Below are 17,134 nucleotides of genomic sequence, written 5' to 3' on the forward strand. Positions count from 1 at the left end.
GATAAAGAACCCCTTCGTTGGCCTATTTACCTGCGCTTTACCAGGTCTATGTAAAGGGCTCACGTGCCTTGTGGGATGTGAAATTTGCACCGTGCTGGTGCGGTGCAGATGCCGCTCGAACCACGGAAAATTTCCAGAAAAACCGTTCCCGCCAGCGGGCGCGAGAAAGAAAATAGGGCCATGTCATCCCCTCGTGATTTTTCGCCGTCCGGCGCACCCCATCCTCATCGAGAGCACTCCGCGCAGACTTCGGCTTGCGCCGCCACCGTGCGCCTGAACAAGCGCATGGCCGAGCTCGGTTTGTGCTCGCGCCGCGAGGCCGACGCGTGGATCGCGCAGGGCTGGGTGCGCGTCAATGGGCGCGTGGCCGCCGTGGGGCAGCAGGTGGGGCTGCAGGATCGCATCGAGCTGGATGCGCGTGCGCAGGGCCAGCAGCAGCGGCTGGTGACGTTCCTGCTGCACAAGCCCATGGGCTACGTGAGCGGGCAGGCCGAAGACGGGCACACGCCTGCGGTGGCGCTGATCCAGCCGCGCAACCACTGGCGCGAAGACCCGAGCCGCATGCGCTTTGACGCGCAGCAGCTGCGCGGCCTGGCGCCGGCGGGGCGGCTCGACAGCGACTCGGTCGGCCTGCTCGTGCTCACGCAGGACGGGCGCGTGGCGCGGAGAATCATCGGTGAAGACTCGGTCATGGAAAAGGAATACCTCGTGCGCGTGCAGTACGGTGCGGTGAGCAGCAACGTGCAGGCGGCCTTTCCTGCGGCGCAGCTCGCGCGCCTGCGCCACGGCCTGGCGCTCGACGGCCAGCCGCTGCAGCCCGCGCTCGTCGAATGGCAAAACCCCGAGCAGCTGCGCTTCGTGCTCACCGAGGGCAAGAAGCGCCAGATCCGCCGCATGTGCGAGCTCGTGGGCCTGCGCGTCGTCGGGCTCAAGCGCATCCGCATCGGGCGCGTGACCCTGGGCGCGCTGCCGCCCGGGCAGTGGCGTTATCTGCTGCCACATGAGCAGTTTTGAGGGAGCCGCAAAATTTTTGGTCAAATCGGCCAAAAGCCAAGGTGCATCAAGCGCTGGCAGCTATCAAAACAGTAATTTTTGAGGGTCGCCCGCAAGCCCCAGGGCGCGGCGACAGCGGCTTTTGGGGTGGGTGAGAGCCCCCAGGCTCAAGATATATCTATCGCATAGTCCACGCCGCGCCAGCCGCCATCGTCCTGCCAGCGCCAGGTGAAGTCGATGCGCGTGGCGTGGGTGAGGGCGGCGGCTTCGATCTCCAGCACCTGCAGGCCTATGGGCAGCGCGCGGCTGTCCTGCTCGCGCACCTCCTGCCAGCCGTCGCGCCCCCAGTGCAGGCGCGCGGGGCGCGGCAGCAGCAGCAACAGGCCCTGGCCGCGCGCGATCTGCGTGATCGGCGCGGCCTCGCTCCAGCACGCGAGCGCAGCCTCGGGGCGGCGGCCCTGGTAGCGTGCGGCCACGGCGGGCGGCTGGTCGATCACGCGGCCGAACTGGCGCGAGAGCACGAGCTTGATGAACTCGGCATGCGCCCAGGCCAGCGGCATCGCGCCGCCCGTGGGCCGGCCGGGGAACAAAAAGCGCTCGGGGATGGGCTGCGGCTCGTCCCACACCTGCTCGGGCAGCAGGCCCAGCGGGCTGGCCATGCGCGTCATGGCTTCGAGGTAGGGCAGCGGGTCGCGCCCGGCGGCAAGCTCGTAGTGGCCGCGCTCGCCCGTGAGCAGCGGCCAGCCGCGGCCGATGCCACTGCCGTCGAAGGGGCGCCCGTCGGCGTGTTCGCCGTAGCCGTCGCCAAGGTAGCGGCGCCACACCGGGCCGCTGGGCGTGTCGCGGCGCAGCAGCGCGTCGGCAAGCACCAGCGTGTCGCGCACCAGCGGGTCGTCGGGCGCGCGCAGGCCAAAGCGCACGAGCTGCAGAAAATCCACGCCCACCGTTTCGTCCGCGCGCTGGCCGGGGTCGTGGCGGTGGTTTTTGATCGGCAACACCTGCTGCAATGCCGCCGGCCCTTGCCAGAGCACCTGCGGCGGCGCGATGCGCGTGTAGTACGCGGCCACGCCGTGGCGCTGCGCGAGCGGCGTGCCGCGTGCCGCGGTCCAGTCCTCGATGCGGCTGTTCCAGTAGTCGGCCAGCGCGAGCAGCACGCGCGCCGATGCGGCGTCGACGAAGCGGCTGCCCGCCACGAGCGCAGCGATCAGCGTGGCGAGCGTGAAGGCGTTGAGGCCGGCGTTTTCCTCCCAGCGGTCTTGCGGACTGCTCGGGCCGTTGAGCGCAAGATGGCGCAGCGCCGCGGCCGCCATGGGCGCGGCGTGCAGGCCGTGCAGCGCGTCGCGCTCGGCCAGGCTCGCGGCAAGCAGCACGGGCAGGGCGGTTTCGTCGAGCTGGATGCCGGCCCAGTACGCGCGCCCGCCCAGCCACTGGTTCTGGTACCAGCGGCCGTCGGCCTGCTGCGTGGCGATCAGGTAGGCCAGCGTGTTGCGGCAGGCGTGGTGGTCGCCGAGCGCGAGCAGCGCGCCCGCGCATTCGACCAGGTCGCGTGGCCACACCAGGTGGTAGCCGCCCGGCGAGTCGGAGCTGCTGCCCCACGGAATGCTCAGGCTCGCGACGGCGGCGCCGGGGTAGGTGCGGTCGAGGTGGCTGCGCAGCACCAGCGCCGAGACGGCGAATTCGCGCTTCACCGCGGACGTGAGGCCGGCCGCGCTCGGCGCCTTGCGGTGCGGCGACAGCCCGCGCCGGCGCCAGTCGCGCCAGCCGCGCACGTAGGCGTCGAGGCGCTTGGCAAACGGCGCCGCGAGCGCGCTCGCCGCGAGTGTGGCCGCGGCCACCGGGCTGCTGGCCAGGCCCAGCGCAAGCACCGCATGCCGGCTGCGCAGCGCGCCCGTGAGCGCCACGTTGCCGGGGCCGGCCTCGGCATACGCCCAGGTCATGGCGCCGTGGCGCGCAAAGTCCTGCCAGCCGTCGGAGTAGCCCACGTAGCCGGCGCTGGCCTGCGCGAAGGCGTCCTGCCCGTTGGCGTCGCAGGCGAGCAGCGCGAGGCCGAACGGCCCCTGCTCGGCCCAGAGCACGCGCCGCCCGCCATGGCGCGCGACCGCGGCGCGGTTGTGCTGGCCGGTGCTGCCCAGGTGCGGCGCGAGCAGCACGTAGGGGCGCAAGCTTGCATCGCCGCTCAGCACGACTTCGATCAGCAGCACCTCGCGCTCCACGTCGCTGCAGATGCGCAATTGCAGCGTGAAGCGCGGATGGCGGTGCACGATCACGGGCGCGGGCACGCCGGGGCGCACCAGGTGCAGCTGACGGTCTGTGAGGCGCTTGACCTCGACCCAGAAGCCCGCGCCGTCGGCAACGATGAAGCCCAGGTCGCGCGTTTGCGGGATGTCGATGCGCGGGCCATAGACCTCGTTGACGATGCCGTGGCCGCAGGTGAACCACAGGCGCGAACCTTCGGCGGCCGTGCCGACCAGGTCTTTGTCGCTGCTGCTCCAGGTGGGCGCGATGCCGGGTGCGCCGGGCGCCGTGCCCTGAGGCTCGGCGGCGAAGGAGGGGCGGTCTGGTGGGGCCATGCACGGTTTATACCGCCGCAGCGCCGTGCGTGCTTGGTGCGGCGAAAAGAGAAATGAGGGGGATGAAAGGGCGCTTTGGCGCTCAGAAGCTGAGCCTCAGCCGCGCCAGAAAAACAACCCCGCCATCACGAGCCCCGTGGCCACGATGCCGGCGCGCAGCCAGGGCGCAGGAATGCGCCGCGCCAGGCGCGCGCCGCCGTAGCCGCCCGCCGTGGCCGCGAGCATCATGGCCAGCGCCTGCGGCCAGGCGACGAGGCCGCCAGCCGCGTAGATCAGCACGGCAATCGCCGTGAGCAGGGCCGAGACCAGGTTCTTGAGGCCGTTGGCCGCGTGCAGCCGCGTCTGCCCGAGCAGGCCGAACAGCGCGAGCAGCAAAATCCCCAGCCCGCCATTGAAGTAGCCGCCATACGCCGCCACGGCGAGCACACCGGCCTGCGCGCGCAGGCGTGCCGCGGGCGTTACGGCGTGCGCCGGCGCATCGGGCCGCGCCGCCGGGCGCAGGCGCGGGCCGAGCGCGAACAGCGCCGTCGCGGCGAGCAGCAGCCAGGGCACGACGCGGCGAAAGGTGGCGTCGGGCGTGGCCAGCAGCAGGAGCGCACCCAGCGCCCCGCCCACGAGCGACAGCCCCATGACGGCGCGCAGCGTGAGCCCCGGTGGCGGCGCCAGGTCTTCGCGGAAACCCCAGGCGCTCGCGATGTAGCCGGGAAACAGCGCCACGGTGCCGGTGGCGTTGGCCATCACGGGCGGCACGCCGCTGAAGACCAGCGCCGGCAGCGTCAAAAAGCTGCCGCCACCGGCCACGGCGTTGAGGGCGCCGGCAGCGCAGGCCGCGGCGAGCAAAAGCAGGGTTTCGAACATGGGGTGGATGCTCAGGCGTAGGGATCGGCCAGACCCAGGCCGCGCAGGATGTCGGATTCGTGCGCTTCCATGGCCTTGGCGTCGGCCTCGCTGGTTTCGTGATCCCAGCCCTGCGCGTGCAGCGTGCCATGCACGATCAGGTGCGCGTAGTGTTCGGCGAGCGGCTTGCCCAGCGCGCGCGCCTCGCTCTCGACCACGGGCGCGCACAGCACCAGGTCGGCCAGCACCACGGGCTCCTGCGCGTAGTCGAAGGTGAGCACGTTGGTCGCGTAGTCCTTGTGGCGGTAGTCGCGGTTCAGCGCGCGGCCTTCTTCGCTACCGACGATGCGCACGGTGATCTCGGCGTCGCGCGCGAGCGCATGGCGAATCCAGCGCTGCACGCGGTGGCGCGCCAGCGCGGCGCGGTGCGCGGCCACGCCGGGAAAGCGTGCGAACTGCAGGGACAGGGTCAGGTTTTTCATGGTCAAAATGGCCTCTAGCGCAGGTAGGACGTGCGCAAGCAGCTATCGAAAGGAGAGTTTCATGGAGCGTGCGCAACGGCCCCGCTCATGCCGGCGCACCGCGGCTGCGTGGGGCGTTGTAGGCATCGACGATGCGCGCGACCAGCGGGTGGCGCACCACGTCGGCGCTCGTGAAGTGCGTGAACGCGATGCCCTGCACGCGCTTGAGCACGTGTTCGGCGTCGATCAGGCCGCTGGGCGCACCCTTGGGCAGGTCGATCTGGCTCACGTCGCCGGTCACCACGGCCTTGGCGCCGAAGCCCAGGCGCGTGAGGAACATCTTCATCTGCTCGGGCGTGGTGTTTTGCGCCTCGTCGAGGATCACGAAGGCGTTGTTCAGCGTGCGCCCGCGCATGAAGGCCAGCGGCGCGATCTCGAGCGCGTTGCGCTCGAACGCCTTTTGCACCTTGTCAAAGCCCATGAGCTCGTAGAGCGCGTCGTACAGCGGGCGCAGGTAGGGATCGACCTTTTGCGTCAGGTCGCCGGGCAGAAAGCCCAGGCGCTCGCCTGCCTCCACGGCCGGGCGCGTGAGCACGATGCGCTGCACCGCGCTGCGCTCGAGCGCATCGACCGCGCAGGCCACGGCCAGGTAGGTCTTGCCCGTGCCGGCCGGGCCTATGCCGAAGGTGATGTCGTGCTGCGCGATGTTGTCGAGGTACAGGCCCTGGCGCGGCGTGCGCGCGCGCAGGTCGGCGCGGCGCGTGTTGAGCACGATGGCGTCCGGCGGCGGCTCGATCAGGCGGCTGTCGCCCGCGAGCATGAGCTGCAGCAGGTCTTCGCCGAGCGGGTGCTCGGCCTGCTCGTACAGCGCCTGCAAAAGCTCCATCGCCTGCGTGGCCTGGGCCTTGGGGCCATCGACCTTGAACTGCTCGTGGCGGTGCGCTATGCGCACCTGCAGCGCCGCTTCGATGGTGCGCAGGTGCGCGTCGGCCGGCCCGCACAGGTGCGTGAGCCGGGTGTTGTTGTGGGGGGTGAAGGTATGGCGCAGGATCACGCGGATAATTTGGGACGCATGCCCGGCCATTGCAAGGCTTTGGGGGCCGCGATGGGCGCCGGGCCGTGGACGGAATGGCGCTCTGGCTCCCAGCTTGGAATGGACAGGGTCGGGACGAAAAATGGTGGCAGCACGCCGTGTGCCGTCACCGGCAAAGGATCGCAATGATAGGCAAATTGACCGGCACCCTGCTCGAAAAGAACCCGCCCGAGGTGCTGCTGGACTGCCAGGGCGTGGGCTACGAGGTGCTCGTGCCCATGAGCACCTTCTACCACCTGCCCGGCGTGGGCGAGCGCGTGAGCCTGCTCACGCAGTTCATCGTGCGCGAAGACGCGCAGCTGCTCTACGGCTTTGCCACGGCGACGGAACGCGCGGCCTTTCGCGAGCTCATCAAGGTCGCGGGCGTGGGCCCGCGCACGGCGCTTTCGGTGCTCAGCGGCCTGAGCGTGGCCGAGCTCGCGCAGGCGATCGCACAGCAGGAGCCGGGCCGGCTCGTCAAAGTGCCCGGCATCGGCAAGAAAACCGCCGAGCGCCTGCTGCTCGAACTCAAGGGCAAGCTCGCGCCCGATCTGGGCTTGGCGCCCGCGCAGGCGCGCAGCGATGCGCACACCGACATCCTGCAGGCGCTGCTCGCGCTCGGCTACAACGAAAGGGAAGCGAACGCCGCGCTCAAGGCCCTGCCGCCCGAGGTGGGTGTGAGCGAGGGCATCAAGCTCGCGCTCAAGGCGCTGGCGTGAGGGCTTTGCAGCCTTGCGCAGCCTGCAATCGGCTCCTTGCGTCATCGCACCGCAGTACGATTGCCTGCTCCTTGCATCCCCCTTCGTCGGAGACTCCCCATGCCCAGCCGCGCTGCTTTGCTTCGCACGATGAAAGTTGCCGCTTTTCGCTCCATCCATAGCGCGTCGCAGGCGTGGCGCACCGGGGGGAGGGCCGCAGGCGGCATCGCACTCGCCGCACTCGTGGCAGCCTGCGGCGGCGGGGGCTCGGATACGGCCTCCAGCGCTCCCAGCGTGGATGCCACCTGCAAGGCCACGGCGGTGGCGCCGCTGCGGGTGGAGGCGTACCGCCCCAGCACGGTCCAAGCCAAGGCGGCCAGCGCCGCCGCACGAGCGCGCATGCCCGCCGGTGCGGCGCTGCGCACGGTGCGGCTGGAGGCGCTCGGTGCCAGCGAGGGCGGTGCCGCCGACCTGCCCGGCGTGCAGACCATAGGCCCGGCGCGCAGCCTGCCGCAAAGCGCGAGCGCGCCGGCGATGGCGGCGCTGCTCGCGTGGCAGACGCTCGAGGGCGGCAGCCAGGTCGCGGCGCTGCGCTTTCAGTCAGCGGGCGCGCAGGGCCTGCGCCTGGGCATCGTGGTGGAGCAATTGCCCGCCGCAGCCCAGCTGCGGTTTTACCCGCCCGATGGGGCGGTGGTGCATGGCGTCGCGGGCAGCGAAATCCTCGCCGCGATCGCGCGCAACCAGCAGGCGGGCGACACCAGCAGCGCCGCGCGCACCTACTGGAGCCCCGACGTCGGCGGCGACACGGTGGTGCTCGAAATCGAGCTGCCCGCGGGCACCGACCCGTCCGCGCTGCGCATCGCGGTGCCGCAGCTGTCGCACTTTCGCGTCGCGCCGCAAGCGCTGGCGGGCGCCGCTGCGGGCGCGGCATCGCCTGCGGCCGGATCGAGCGGCGCAGCCGCCATCGTGCCCAAGGCCGGCACGGCCGACTTCTGCGAGGTCGATTCCGCCTGCAACCCCGACTACGCCAATGAGAGCAACGCCGTCGCGCGTATGCTGTTCGTCGACCAGGGCACGAGCTACCTGTGCACGGGCACCTTGCTCAACGACACGGCGTCGAGCGGCACGCCGTACTTCCTCAGCGCGCGGCACTGCATTCCCTCGCAGACCGTGGCATCGACGCTCACCACGTACTGGTTCTTCCGTGCGGCGGCCTGCAACGGCGCCAGCCTGGACACGCGCGCGAGCACCCTCAAGGGCGGCGCGACCCTGCTCGCCACCGACAGCGCAACCGACACGGCCTTGATGCGCCTCAATGATGCCCCGCCCAGCGGCGTCGTGTTTGCGGGCTGGGATGCGAACACGCCTGCGCTGGGCCAGGCGGCAGCGCTGCTGCACCACCCGAACGGCGACTGGCAAAAGCTGAGCCTGGGCAGCCTGCGCCAGTTCAGCAGCTGCACGCTCTCGGCCGATGGCAGCAGCTACAACTGCAATGCTGCGGCAGCGGCCAGCGGCAACTACCTCGGCGTACAGTGGAGCAGCGGCGCCACGGCGCCGGGCAGCAGCGGTGGCGGCCTGTTTGCGAGCCAAAACGGCGCGCGCTATCTGGTCGCGCACCTCACGGCGGGCAGCGCGAGCTGCACGGTCAGCGGCGGCATGGACTTTCTCGGGCGCTTCGACCTGGCTTTTGCGGCGGGGCTCAAGCAATGGCTCGCGCCCACGAGCAGCGCCTGCGTCAGCGGCGCGAAGGCGCCCTGAGTCCCATTGCCAGGGCATCAGGGCGCCGAATGCTGGTGGGCGTTTGCGCGTTGCTGAGACACCCGTCATTGCGAGCCCCGCAGGGGCGCGGCAATCCAGTCCTGCCTTTGCCAAGAGTGCAGGGGCCGAATCCAAGGCCGCATGGATTGCCGCGGGCCTTGCGGCCCTCGCAATGACGGCGCACGGGCAACGCCGCGTCGAGTCCATTGCGTCCCGTGGCATGCTTGCGGTTATGAGCATCCATACCGACGACTTCAGTTCCGCGCCATCCCCTTCCGCCACGCGGCGCGTGGTTTCGGCGGCTCCGGCCTCGCCGCAGGAAGAGGCGCTCGAGCGCGCGCTGCGGCCCAAGCTGCTGCAGGAATACGTGGGCCAGGCCAAGGCGCGCGAGCAGCTCGAGATTTTCATCGGCGCGGCGCGCCAGCGCGGCGAGGCGCTGGACCACGTGCTGCTGTTCGGCCCGCCGGGGCTGGGCAAGACCACGCTCTCGCACATCATCGCGGCCGAGCTCGGCGTTCAGCTACGCCAGACCAGCGGCCCCGTGCTCGAAAAGCCCAAGGACCTCGCGGCGCTGCTCACCAACCTCGAAAAGAACGACGTGCTCTTCATCGACGAGATCCACCGCCTCTCGCCCGTGGTCGAAGAAATCCTCTACCCCGCGCTCGAGGACTACCAGATCGACATCATGATCGGCGAAGGCCCTGCGGCACGCTCGATCAAGCTCGACCTGCAGCCCTTCACGCTGGTGGGCGCGACCACGCGCGCGGGCATGCTCACGAACCCGCTGCGCGACCGCTTCGGCATCGTTGCGCGCCTGGAGTTTTATACGCCCGAGGAGCTCGCGCTGATCGTGCAGCGCAGCGCGGGCCTGCTGCGCGTGCCCATGGATGCGGCCGGGGGCCTGGAGATCGCGCGGCGCTCGCGCGGCACGCCGCGCATCGCCAACCGCCTGCTGCGCCGGGTGCGCGACTACGCCGAGGTCAAGGGCGACGGCCGCATCAGCGCCGAGATCGCAAACCGCGCGCTGGCCCTGCTCGACGTCGATCCGCTGGGCTTCGACGTGATGGACCGCAAACTGCTCGAGGCCGTGATCCACCGCTTCGACGGCGGCCCCGTGGGCCTGGACAACATCGCCGCGAGCATAGGCGAGGAGCCCGGCACGATCGAGGACGTGATCGAGCCCTACCTGATCCAGCAAGGCTACCTGCAGCGCACGCCGCGCGGCCGCACCGCCACGCTCGCGGCGTACCGCCACCTGGGCGTGGCGCCGCCGCAGGCGGGGGGTGGCTTGTTTGCAGATTCAGTATGAAATTGGCCTTTTGTCCTTATGGGGATTGCGCTGATAGCTAATTATTCAATAGCACTTTGCAGTGCAGGCCAAGGGTTCAACCCAGATGGTTCATGCGGACGCGGGACGATGGCGCGGCGGCTGGCGTGGCAGTTTGGTTGCGGCTGAGGAGTTCGTGGTGGTGCCACGAACGACGAAGCCGTGGCCAAAATGACCCGCAGGCGCCCGCCAGCGCCCGCGTAGGTGCGCAGCACCGCCGAATGGACAACCTGGGCTCAACCCACGCTCTCGTCGCGCGCTGCGCCCTCGAGGTGCTGCGTGTCGGCCCAGCCCACGAGCGCCAGGCCCTGCGGCGTCCAGAGCAGGCGGTTGATCGCGGCGTTGGCGAGCTGCCAGGTACGCGGTGCCTGCAAATCCTGCCCGGTGGCGGCGCGGTAGAGCACGTCGAGTGTGCCGCCGTGCGCGACCAGGACGATCAGCTCGCCCGCATGGCGCGCAGCCAGGCGGTGCACGGCTTCGGTCACGCGCAGGCGCAGCGTGTGCAGCGACTCACCGCCTGCGGGGGCGTAGTGCGGGTCGCGCTCGCGCCAGCGGCGTGCCTGCTCGGGCCAGGCGGCTGCGACCTCGGCAAAGGTACGGCCTTCGAAAGTGCCGAAGCCGCGTTCGCGCAGCCCCGGCTCGGCATGGAGCGGCGCGCCCGTCGCCTCGGCCACGGCCTGCGCGGTGCGGTAGGCGCGCTGCAGGTCGCTCGCGTAGATGGCGCGTATGGGTTCGGCCGCCAGCGCTTGCGCGAGCCGCTGCGCCTGCCACTGGCCGGTGGCGTTGAGCGCGATGTCCTGGTGGCCCTGGATGCGTGCCTCGGCGTTCCAGGCGGTTTCGCCGTGGCGGATGGCGAGGATGCGGGTGGCTTGCATGGCAGCGGTGTGTGGCGATCTACGGGCGTTCAGCGCGGAATCTCGACGTTGACGCGACGCGGGCCTGCGGGCGGGTTCGGAAAGCCCTGCAGCGCGGCGTCGAACATCGCGGCAAAGACGGGCAGGTCATCGCTCCACACGCCGTCGTGCTGGGCGTGGGTTTCATAGACCACGCGGCCGCTCGCGAGTTCGCGCAGGATCAGGCCAACTTCGCGCCGGTATTCAGTCGGCGGCGGAAAGCGCATCGACAGGCCGCCATAAAAGCCATGCCCGCCCCAGGCACCCCAGCCGCCCCAGCCACCCCAGAACGGGTCGTACCAGTAATAGTCGGGCGAGAGCAGCCGGTCGGTGCGCGCATAGACCTGCGCGGCGAAATAAGGCGCGCGCGGGTCTTCGATGAGGCCAACCTTGGCGAGCGCTTGGCGCGCCACGGCTTCGATCTTTTCCTGCTGGCTGCTGTAGGCCTGCTGCGAGGGCAGGCGTTCGAAGCGGTAGGTGGCCGGCACGGGCAGCGCCTGCAGCTGCGAGAAGGCCTGTACGTTCGAATCGACGAGGCGCGTGCTCGCGCAGCCACCCAGCAGCAAGCCGATGAAGCCAAGGCACAGCAGCAAGAAGAAAGAGCGTAGCGGGCGCATGGAAACTCCTCGGGGCGGCCGTCAACCGAGCTGCACCACCTGCACGCCGGGCAGACCGGAAGCGCTGGGCATGGCGGGCAGCTCCTCGGCGTCGAAGGCCTTGTCGCCTTCGGCATCGGCCACGCCGGTGGCGCGCACGTTCTGAAAGTCGAACAATGCCCCGTCGAGCAGGTGCGAGGGCACGACATGCTGCAGCGAGCGGAACATGCTCTCGAGCCGGCCGGGGAATTTTTTGTCCCACTCGCGCAGCATGTCGCCGATCTGCTTGCGCTGCAGGTTCTCCTGGCTGCCGCAGAGGTTGCACGGGATGATGGGAAAGGCGCGGTACGCGGCCCAGCGCGCCGTGTCTTTTTCGGGCACGTAGGCGAGCGGGCGGATGACCACATGCTCGCCGTCGTCGCTCGCGAGCTTCGGGGGCATGGCCTTCATGCGGCCGCCGAAGAACATGTTGAGCAGCAGCGTCTGCAGGATGTCGTCGCGGTGGTGGCCGAGCGCGATCTTGGTCGCGCCAAGCTCGTTCGCCACGCGGTACAGGATGCCGCGGCGCAGCCGGCTGCACAGGCTGCAGGTGGTCTTGCCCGGCGGCACGAGCTTTTGCACGATGCTGTAGGTGTCCTCGGTTTCGATGTGAAAGGGCACGCCGGTGCTGCGCAGGTATTCGGGCAGCACGTGCGCAGGAAAGCCCGGCTGCTTCTGGTCGAGGTTCACCGCGACGAGCTCGAAGCGCACGGGCGCGCGCGCCTGCAGCTTGCGCAGGATGTCGAGCAGCGTGTAGCTGTCTTTGCCGCCCGAGAGGCAGACCATGACCTTGTCGCCTTCTTCGATCATGCGAAAGTCGCTGATCGCGCGGCCGACCTCGCGGCACAGGCGCTTTTCGAGCTTGCGCGCCTCGCGCTCGATCTTCAGGCGCGGCGCGCCGTGCGCGGCGCTGCCCCCGGCGTTTTGGGCCGCGGTGTCGGCGCTGGCGGTGACGGTGTCGTTGGAAGTGTCGTTGGGGCTGTCGGTGAGGATGTCGTCCGCGACCTCGCCCCAGGCGCTGTTGTGTGCTGTGTGCATGGGTTTACCACTGTCCGGTTTCGACGCGAATGGCCACTTCGCAGTCGGCAAAAATTTCGAGTTTGGCGATTTTCACGCGCACGCCGAGCACGCCGGGCAACTGCAGCAGGCGCCGCGCGAGCTTGCCGATCAGGCTCTCGAGCAGGTTCACGTGCTCGGCCGTGCACTCGTCGATGATGATCTGGCGCACGCGCCGGTAGTCGAGCACGTTGTGGATATGGTCGTCGCGCGGCGCAAGCGGCTGCAGGCCCAGGTGCAGCTCGGCATCGACCTGGATGGGCTGTGGCGCGTTCTTCTCGTGCGCGAGGATGCCCAGGTTGGCGTCGAAGCGCAAGCCCGTGAGGCTGAGGACTTGGGTGCCGGCCACCGTCATGCCATCTCCTGTTTGATGCGCAGCACCTCCACGCCCACCGCTTCAGTGTCTGGATAGACATCGGGCTTGCAGGTGGATAGCCGAACGGCTTGGACTTGCGGGTGATCGATCAATTCGGTGGCAATGTCATCGCACAGCGTTTCCTGCAATTCGATGTGACCCTTTCGCACGCGTCGGGCGATGACCTGCCGCACAAAGTCGTAGTCCACCACTTCCGCCAGGCGATCCGTGCGGGGCGTCGAGTGCGCATAAGGTACGAACAGTTCCACGTTGAAAATCACACGTTGGCTTTGGCTTTTCTCGAAGTCATGGGCCCCAATGCGCACGTCGACGACATGGTTGGTCAAAAAAATGCGGCGGCAGCGCAAGGCGAGCTGTGCCAAGGGATCAAACATCGGCGCCCCTTTTCGCTTTCAGTATGTCTTCCACGACAAACATCACATCGCGCGGTAGCGGGATCAGGTGTTGACCGTTGTCCACGGCGACCGTGGTGCCGGTAATGCAGGGGTTTTCCGCCAGGAACAAGCAGGTGGCTGCGACTTGCAGCGGGTCTGTGGGCCGGCGTAGAAGGTTGACGCGGCTCGCGACGTCGAAATTTTCCCGTGTTTGCGGGCCGCTGAGATACATCAGGCCAGGAGCGACGCCGCACACTCGTATCGAAGGTGCCAAAGCCTGTGCTTGAAGTGCGACGGCGCGCTCAAGGGCGAGTTTGGAGAGGGTGTAGGAAAAATAGTCCGGGTTCAGGTTGAATACCTTTTGATCGAGTACGTGGATGATGCTGCGCTCGCCGCTCGATGAAGACGGGTACGGCTGTTGGGCCATGAGGCTGGACAAAGACAAGGGCGCGAGCAGGTTCACCTCGAGTTGGTGGCGCGTCGTTGCGACGTTCAGTTGATCTGCGCTGTCGGGTTCAAAAGTAGAAGCGTTATGGATGATGCAGCGCAGTGCGCCAGTTTGCGTGGTAATTTGCTGCACCATTTGCTGGCGCTGTGCTTCATCCGCGAGATCGGCTCGAATGGGGTGAGCATGCGCGCCAGCAGCACGAAGCTCGGCGCAGAGGTGTTGGGCCGCTTCCTCGGAGTGCTGGAAATGGCACCAGACCTCCCAACCGGCCTGCGCGAACTGACGGCAAAGAAGGGCGCCGAGACGTTGAGCGCCTCCGGTAATGAGGACGCTTTTAGCTGCCATCGGCCACCTCGGCGTCCAGCAAACCGCGAATGAAGAAAGCAAAGTCTTGAACGAAGTAAAGCCGCTCGGCCGGGTTCAGCAAAAAGTCATCACCCAGCGCCTTGATGAAAACGATGCCGACAAAGCCGGGCTTTTCACCGCACAGCGGCTCACTGTTGCGGAAATAGCCCTCTTTTTCAGCGCCGAAGAAACATGACTTGTAGCGCGCAATCAATTCAGCGAAACCGTCGGCTTGATGGGCTGTTTGGGGTAGCCAGACGACGAAATTAACCTTTTTAACATTCAACTCTAGTTTGAAGTCCAGTTTGCGCTCTAACTGCACATTTGGGGAAAGATGCGAGTCGGCAACATGCAATGTGAAGTCGGCAATGCAACCCCGAATTTTTGCAGTGACGTGCGCCTTTGTATATCGGCCACCCATGCCATTGGCCGATAGATTTTCCAATAAAGCCGCAGGTATCTCCTCGCGGAGCAGTTGTTCCGTGAGTGCTTTGAGTTTTTGCGCCCCTCCATCGCCAAAGACCAGCGCAACCACGACCAGCCCCACCGGGATGCCCACCGTCAGCATCGTAACGGCCGAGGCGATGGAGTCTTTGTCCCGCTGGTAGAGCCCAGCGCCCAGCAGACCCAGGGCACTGAGCAAGATCAACAACATAATCACGGCCAGCCCCAGCCTGGCCCAGGCGGGCAATGCCAACATTTTGAGCCAGCGGATCAAATCGCTGGACGTTTTAAGAGACTCGTCAGTCATCTGTATGCCTCATATTCCGACCGAGAGCGCCCCGACCGAATTGGTGCAAATTATCGTGCAGGCCATCACCGCCGCCGCCGGCGGCTGGTTGCCGTTCGACCGCTTCATGGCGCTGGCGCTGTACGCACCGGGGCTGGGTTACTACGCGGGCGCGGCGCCCAAGTTTGGCTTGCTGCCAGATTCGGGCAGCGACTTCGTCACGGCGCCCGAGCTCTCGCCAGCGTTCGGGCAGACCCTGGCCGTGCAGGTGGCTGAGGCGCTCGAGCAGACGGGCACGCAGGAGTTGTGGGAATTCGGCGCGGGCTCGGGCGCGCTGGCCTTGCAGCTGCTCGATGCGCTGGAGGTGCTGGGCGTGTGCGTGCAGCGCTACCACATCGTCGAGCTTTCGGCCAGCCTGCGCGCGCGCCAGCAGGCTTTGCTCGCGCGCCATGCGCACAAGCTGCAGTGGCACGACACGCTGCCCGAGCGCTTCGAGGGCGTGGTGCTGGGCAACGAGGTACTTGACGCCATGCCCGTCAAGCTGCTGCAGCGCAGCGACGGCGTGTGGCACGAGCGCGGCGTGGGCTGGGACGCTGAGGCCACGCGCTTCGTCTGGCGCGATCGGCCCACCGACTTGCGCCCGCCGCTCGAGATTGCGGGCGTGCACGATTATTCGACCGAAATCCACCCCCAAGCCGAAGCCTTCGTGCGCACGCTGGGCGAGCGGCTCGTGCGCGGCGCGGTGTTGTTGCTCGACTATGGCTTTGGCGAGAGCGAGTATTACCACCCGCAGCGCCACATGGGCACGTTGGTGTGCCACCGCGCGCACCAGGTCGATGCCGACCCGTTGGCCGACGTAGGCGCCAAGGACATCACGGCGCACGTGAACTTCACGGGGATCGCGCTCGCGGCGCAGGAAGCGGGCTTTGCGGTGCTGGGCTACACCACGCAGGCGCACTTTCTGATCAATTGCGGCTTGGTATCAAAAATGGAGCAGCTCACGCAGGCGGGGCGTGCGCAAGCGGCCAAATTGATCCTGGAGCACGAAATGGGCGAGCTGTTCAAGGTGCTGGCGCTGGCCAAGGGCGCGCCCTGGGATGCGCGAGGCTTTGTGCACGGCGACCGCACGCACAGGTTGTGAGCATGGGCCATTCGAGCCGTTTCCCCACACTGGTGCGCGCGGCTACACTCGAAAACCGCAGCACTTTCTTCTCATATTCGATCCACTAGATTCAGGGAGCACCACCATGCCACTCGTTTCCATGCGCGAACTGCTGGACCACGCCGCCGAAAACGGCTATGGCATTCCAGCCTTCAATGTCAACAACCTCGAACAGGTCCAGGCCGTGATGGCCGCGGCCGACGAGGTGGGGGCGCCCGTGATCCTGCAGGCCAGCGCCGGCGCGCGCAAGTACGCGGGTGAGAGCTTCATCAAGCACCTGATCCAGGCCGCCGCCGAGGCGTACCCGCACATCCCGCTCGTGATGCACCAGGACCACGGCACGAGCCCGGCCGTGTGTGAGGGCGCGATCAAGCTCGGCTTCGGCTCGGTGATGATGGACGGCTCGCTGCTCGAAGACGGCAAGACGCCCGCGCCGTTCGACTACAACGTGCGCGTCACGCGCCAGGTGGTCGAAATGGCGCACAAGGTGGGCGTGACCGTGGAGGGCGAACTCGGCTGCCTGGGCTCGCTCGAAACCGGCAAGGCCGGGGAGGAAGACGGCATTGGTGCCGCGGGCAAGCTGGAGCACAGCCAGATGCTGACCGACCCCGAGGAGGCCGCCGCGTTCGTCAAGGCTACGCAGGTCGATGCGCTTGCGATCGCCATAGGCACCAGCCACGGCGCGTACAAATTCACGCGCAAGCCCACAGGGGATATTCTCGCGATCGACCGTGTCAAGCAAATCCACGAGCGCATTCCGAACACGCACTTGGTGATGCACGGCTCGAGCAGCGTGCCGCAGGAGCTGCTCGCCATCATCAACCAGTATGGCGGCAGGATCAAAGAGACGTATGGCGTGCCGATCGAGGAAATCCAGCGCGCGATCCGCTACGGCGTGCGCAAGATCAACATCGACACCGACATCCGCCTCGCGATGACCGGCGCAGTGCGTAAATTCATGCATGAAAACCCCGACAAGTTCGACATGCGCGAATGGATGAAGCCCGCACGCGAGGCCGCCAAAGCCGTGTGCAAACAGCGCTACCTCGAATTCGGCTGCGCAGGACAGGGCTCCAAAATCAAAGGGTTGCCGCTTTCCGTGATGGCCGAGCGCTATGCGCGCGGCGAGCTCGCGCCGCTCGTGCGCTGAGCCTTGCGCAACCAAAACGACTCACTCGGCGGTGGCACCTAGTGTAGTGTTCGACGCTATCTGCGACATAAGACCGCGTCTTTTCGGCCTGGGCCGCGTTGCAAATCCTCGCGATACCACCCGGTATCGCTGCGGTTTGCGCCTTGCCCAGACCAAAAATCCATCGGTTTTATTTGTCGCATCAAGCATCAAACACTACACTAGAGTGCGTGACGCTCATTCCCGTCATTGCGAGGGCCGTCAGGCCCG

Annotated in this window: 17 protein-coding genes; 6 read left to right on the top strand and 11 right to left on the bottom strand. The window is 67.7% G+C overall.

What is annotated here, in order from left to right; all coding sequences use genetic code 11:
- Nucleotides 1-180: 180 nt before the first annotated feature.
- Nucleotides 181-1,014 (top strand): pseudouridine synthase, encoded by an 834-nt coding sequence (locus DFR45_RS05630; RefSeq protein ID WP_114482738.1) that lies wholly within the window; start codon nucleotides 181-183, stop codon nucleotides 1,012-1,014.
- Nucleotides 1,015-1,160: 146 nt separating this feature from the next.
- On the opposite strand, the gene DFR45_RS05635 is transcribed toward DFR45_RS05630, so the two are convergent.
- From DFR45_RS05635 to DFR45_RS05650, 4 genes are all read right to left on the bottom strand, one after another.
- A complete protein-coding gene (locus DFR45_RS05635) occupies nucleotides 1,161-3,563 on the bottom strand; it encodes a glycoside hydrolase family 15 protein (protein ID WP_114482739.1) in 2,403 nt (800 codons plus the stop codon).
- Between the two features lie 96 nt (nucleotides 3,564-3,659).
- The gene (locus DFR45_RS05640; RefSeq protein WP_114482740.1) at nucleotides 3,660-4,421 is read right to left on the bottom strand and encodes a sulfite exporter TauE/SafE family protein; all 762 of its coding nucleotides are present in this window, start codon (nucleotides 4,419-4,421) and stop codon (nucleotides 3,660-3,662) included.
- Between the two features lie 11 nt (nucleotides 4,422-4,432).
- Complete coding sequence (gene ybeY / locus DFR45_RS05645; protein ID WP_421781413.1) at nucleotides 4,433-4,882, bottom strand: rRNA maturation RNase YbeY; 450 nt, start codon at nucleotides 4,880-4,882, stop codon at nucleotides 4,433-4,435.
- Between the two features lie 85 nt (nucleotides 4,883-4,967).
- A complete protein-coding gene (locus tag DFR45_RS05650) occupies nucleotides 4,968-5,915 on the bottom strand; it encodes a PhoH family protein (protein WP_114482742.1) in 948 nt (315 codons plus the stop codon).
- A 164-nt stretch (nucleotides 5,916-6,079) separates the two neighbouring features.
- Here DFR45_RS05650 and ruvA point away from each other — a divergent pair, with 164 nt between their 5' ends.
- The 3 genes from ruvA to ruvB all read left to right on the top strand — a co-directional run bounded on the left by ruvA (nucleotide 6,080) and on the right by ruvB (nucleotide 9,698).
- Nucleotides 6,080-6,652, top strand: coding sequence for a Holliday junction branch migration protein RuvA (gene ruvA / locus DFR45_RS05655; RefSeq protein ID WP_114482743.1), 573 nt, complete (start codon nucleotides 6,080-6,082; stop codon nucleotides 6,650-6,652).
- A gap of 129 nt (nucleotides 6,653-6,781) precedes the next feature.
- On the top strand, nucleotides 6,782-8,389 hold the full coding sequence (locus tag DFR45_RS05660; RefSeq protein ID WP_158636963.1) for a trypsin-like serine peptidase: 1,608 nt from the start codon (nucleotides 6,782-6,784) through the stop codon (nucleotides 8,387-8,389).
- A gap of 232 nt (nucleotides 8,390-8,621) precedes the next feature.
- On the top strand, nucleotides 8,622-9,698 hold the full coding sequence (gene ruvB / locus DFR45_RS05665; RefSeq protein WP_114482745.1) for a Holliday junction branch migration DNA helicase RuvB: 1,077 nt from the start codon (nucleotides 8,622-8,624) through the stop codon (nucleotides 9,696-9,698).
- Nucleotides 9,699-9,952: 254 nt separating this feature from the next.
- Here the strand turns inward: ruvB and DFR45_RS05670 are convergent, their stop codons facing one another.
- From DFR45_RS05670 to DFR45_RS05700, 7 genes are read right to left on the bottom strand one after another with little or no spacing between them, the layout of a single operon-like run.
- Nucleotides 9,953-10,591 carry a histidine phosphatase family protein gene (locus DFR45_RS05670; RefSeq protein ID WP_114482746.1) on the bottom strand — a complete coding sequence of 213 codons (639 nt, stop codon included), beginning with the start codon at nucleotides 10,589-10,591 and terminating at the stop codon, nucleotides 9,953-9,955.
- Between the two features lie 29 nt (nucleotides 10,592-10,620).
- A complete protein-coding gene (locus DFR45_RS05675) occupies nucleotides 10,621-11,226 on the bottom strand; it encodes a DUF4136 domain-containing protein (RefSeq protein WP_114482747.1) in 606 nt (201 codons plus the stop codon).
- Between the two features lie 21 nt (nucleotides 11,227-11,247).
- Nucleotides 11,248-12,282, bottom strand: a complete 1,035-nt coding sequence (ttcA, locus tag DFR45_RS05680) for a tRNA 2-thiocytidine(32) synthetase TtcA (RefSeq protein WP_114482748.1) — start codon at nucleotides 12,280-12,282, stop codon at nucleotides 11,248-11,250.
- Between the two features lie 4 nt (nucleotides 12,283-12,286).
- Nucleotides 12,287-12,655: a dihydroneopterin aldolase gene (locus DFR45_RS05685; RefSeq protein ID WP_114482749.1), complete on the bottom strand. Its 369-nt coding sequence runs from the start codon at nucleotides 12,653-12,655 to the stop codon at nucleotides 12,287-12,289.
- The gene (locus DFR45_RS05690) at nucleotides 12,652-13,050 is read right to left on the bottom strand and encodes a dihydroneopterin aldolase (protein ID WP_114482750.1); all 399 of its coding nucleotides are present in this window, start codon (nucleotides 13,048-13,050) and stop codon (nucleotides 12,652-12,654) included. The genes DFR45_RS05685 and DFR45_RS05690 overlap by 4 nt, the downstream gene beginning before the upstream one ends.
- A complete protein-coding gene (locus DFR45_RS05695; RefSeq protein WP_114482751.1) occupies nucleotides 13,043-13,843 on the bottom strand; it encodes an SDR family NAD(P)-dependent oxidoreductase in 801 nt (266 codons plus the stop codon). Before DFR45_RS05695 ends, DFR45_RS05690 begins: the two co-directional genes overlap by 8 nt.
- Nucleotides 13,833-14,594: a hypothetical protein gene (locus DFR45_RS05700; protein WP_114482752.1), complete on the bottom strand. Its 762-nt coding sequence runs from the start codon at nucleotides 14,592-14,594 to the stop codon at nucleotides 13,833-13,835. Before DFR45_RS05700 ends, DFR45_RS05695 begins: the two co-directional genes overlap by 11 nt.
- Nucleotides 14,595-14,598: 4 nt before the next feature.
- Between DFR45_RS05700 and DFR45_RS05705 the strand changes: the two genes are divergently transcribed.
- Nucleotides 14,599-15,714: a class I SAM-dependent methyltransferase gene (locus DFR45_RS05705; protein WP_114482753.1), complete on the top strand. Its 1,116-nt coding sequence runs from the start codon at nucleotides 14,599-14,601 to the stop codon at nucleotides 15,712-15,714.
- A 106-nt stretch (nucleotides 15,715-15,820) separates the two neighbouring features.
- Nucleotides 15,821-16,885, top strand: coding sequence for a class II fructose-bisphosphate aldolase (gene fba, locus DFR45_RS05710; RefSeq protein WP_114482754.1), 1,065 nt, complete (start codon nucleotides 15,821-15,823; stop codon nucleotides 16,883-16,885).
- Nucleotides 16,886-17,134 lie beyond the last annotated feature (249 nt).

The sequence above is a fragment of the Extensimonas vulgaris genome (genome assembly GCF_003337425.1).
Taxonomy (GTDB): domain Bacteria; phylum Pseudomonadota; class Gammaproteobacteria; order Burkholderiales; family Burkholderiaceae_C; genus Extensimonas; species Extensimonas vulgaris.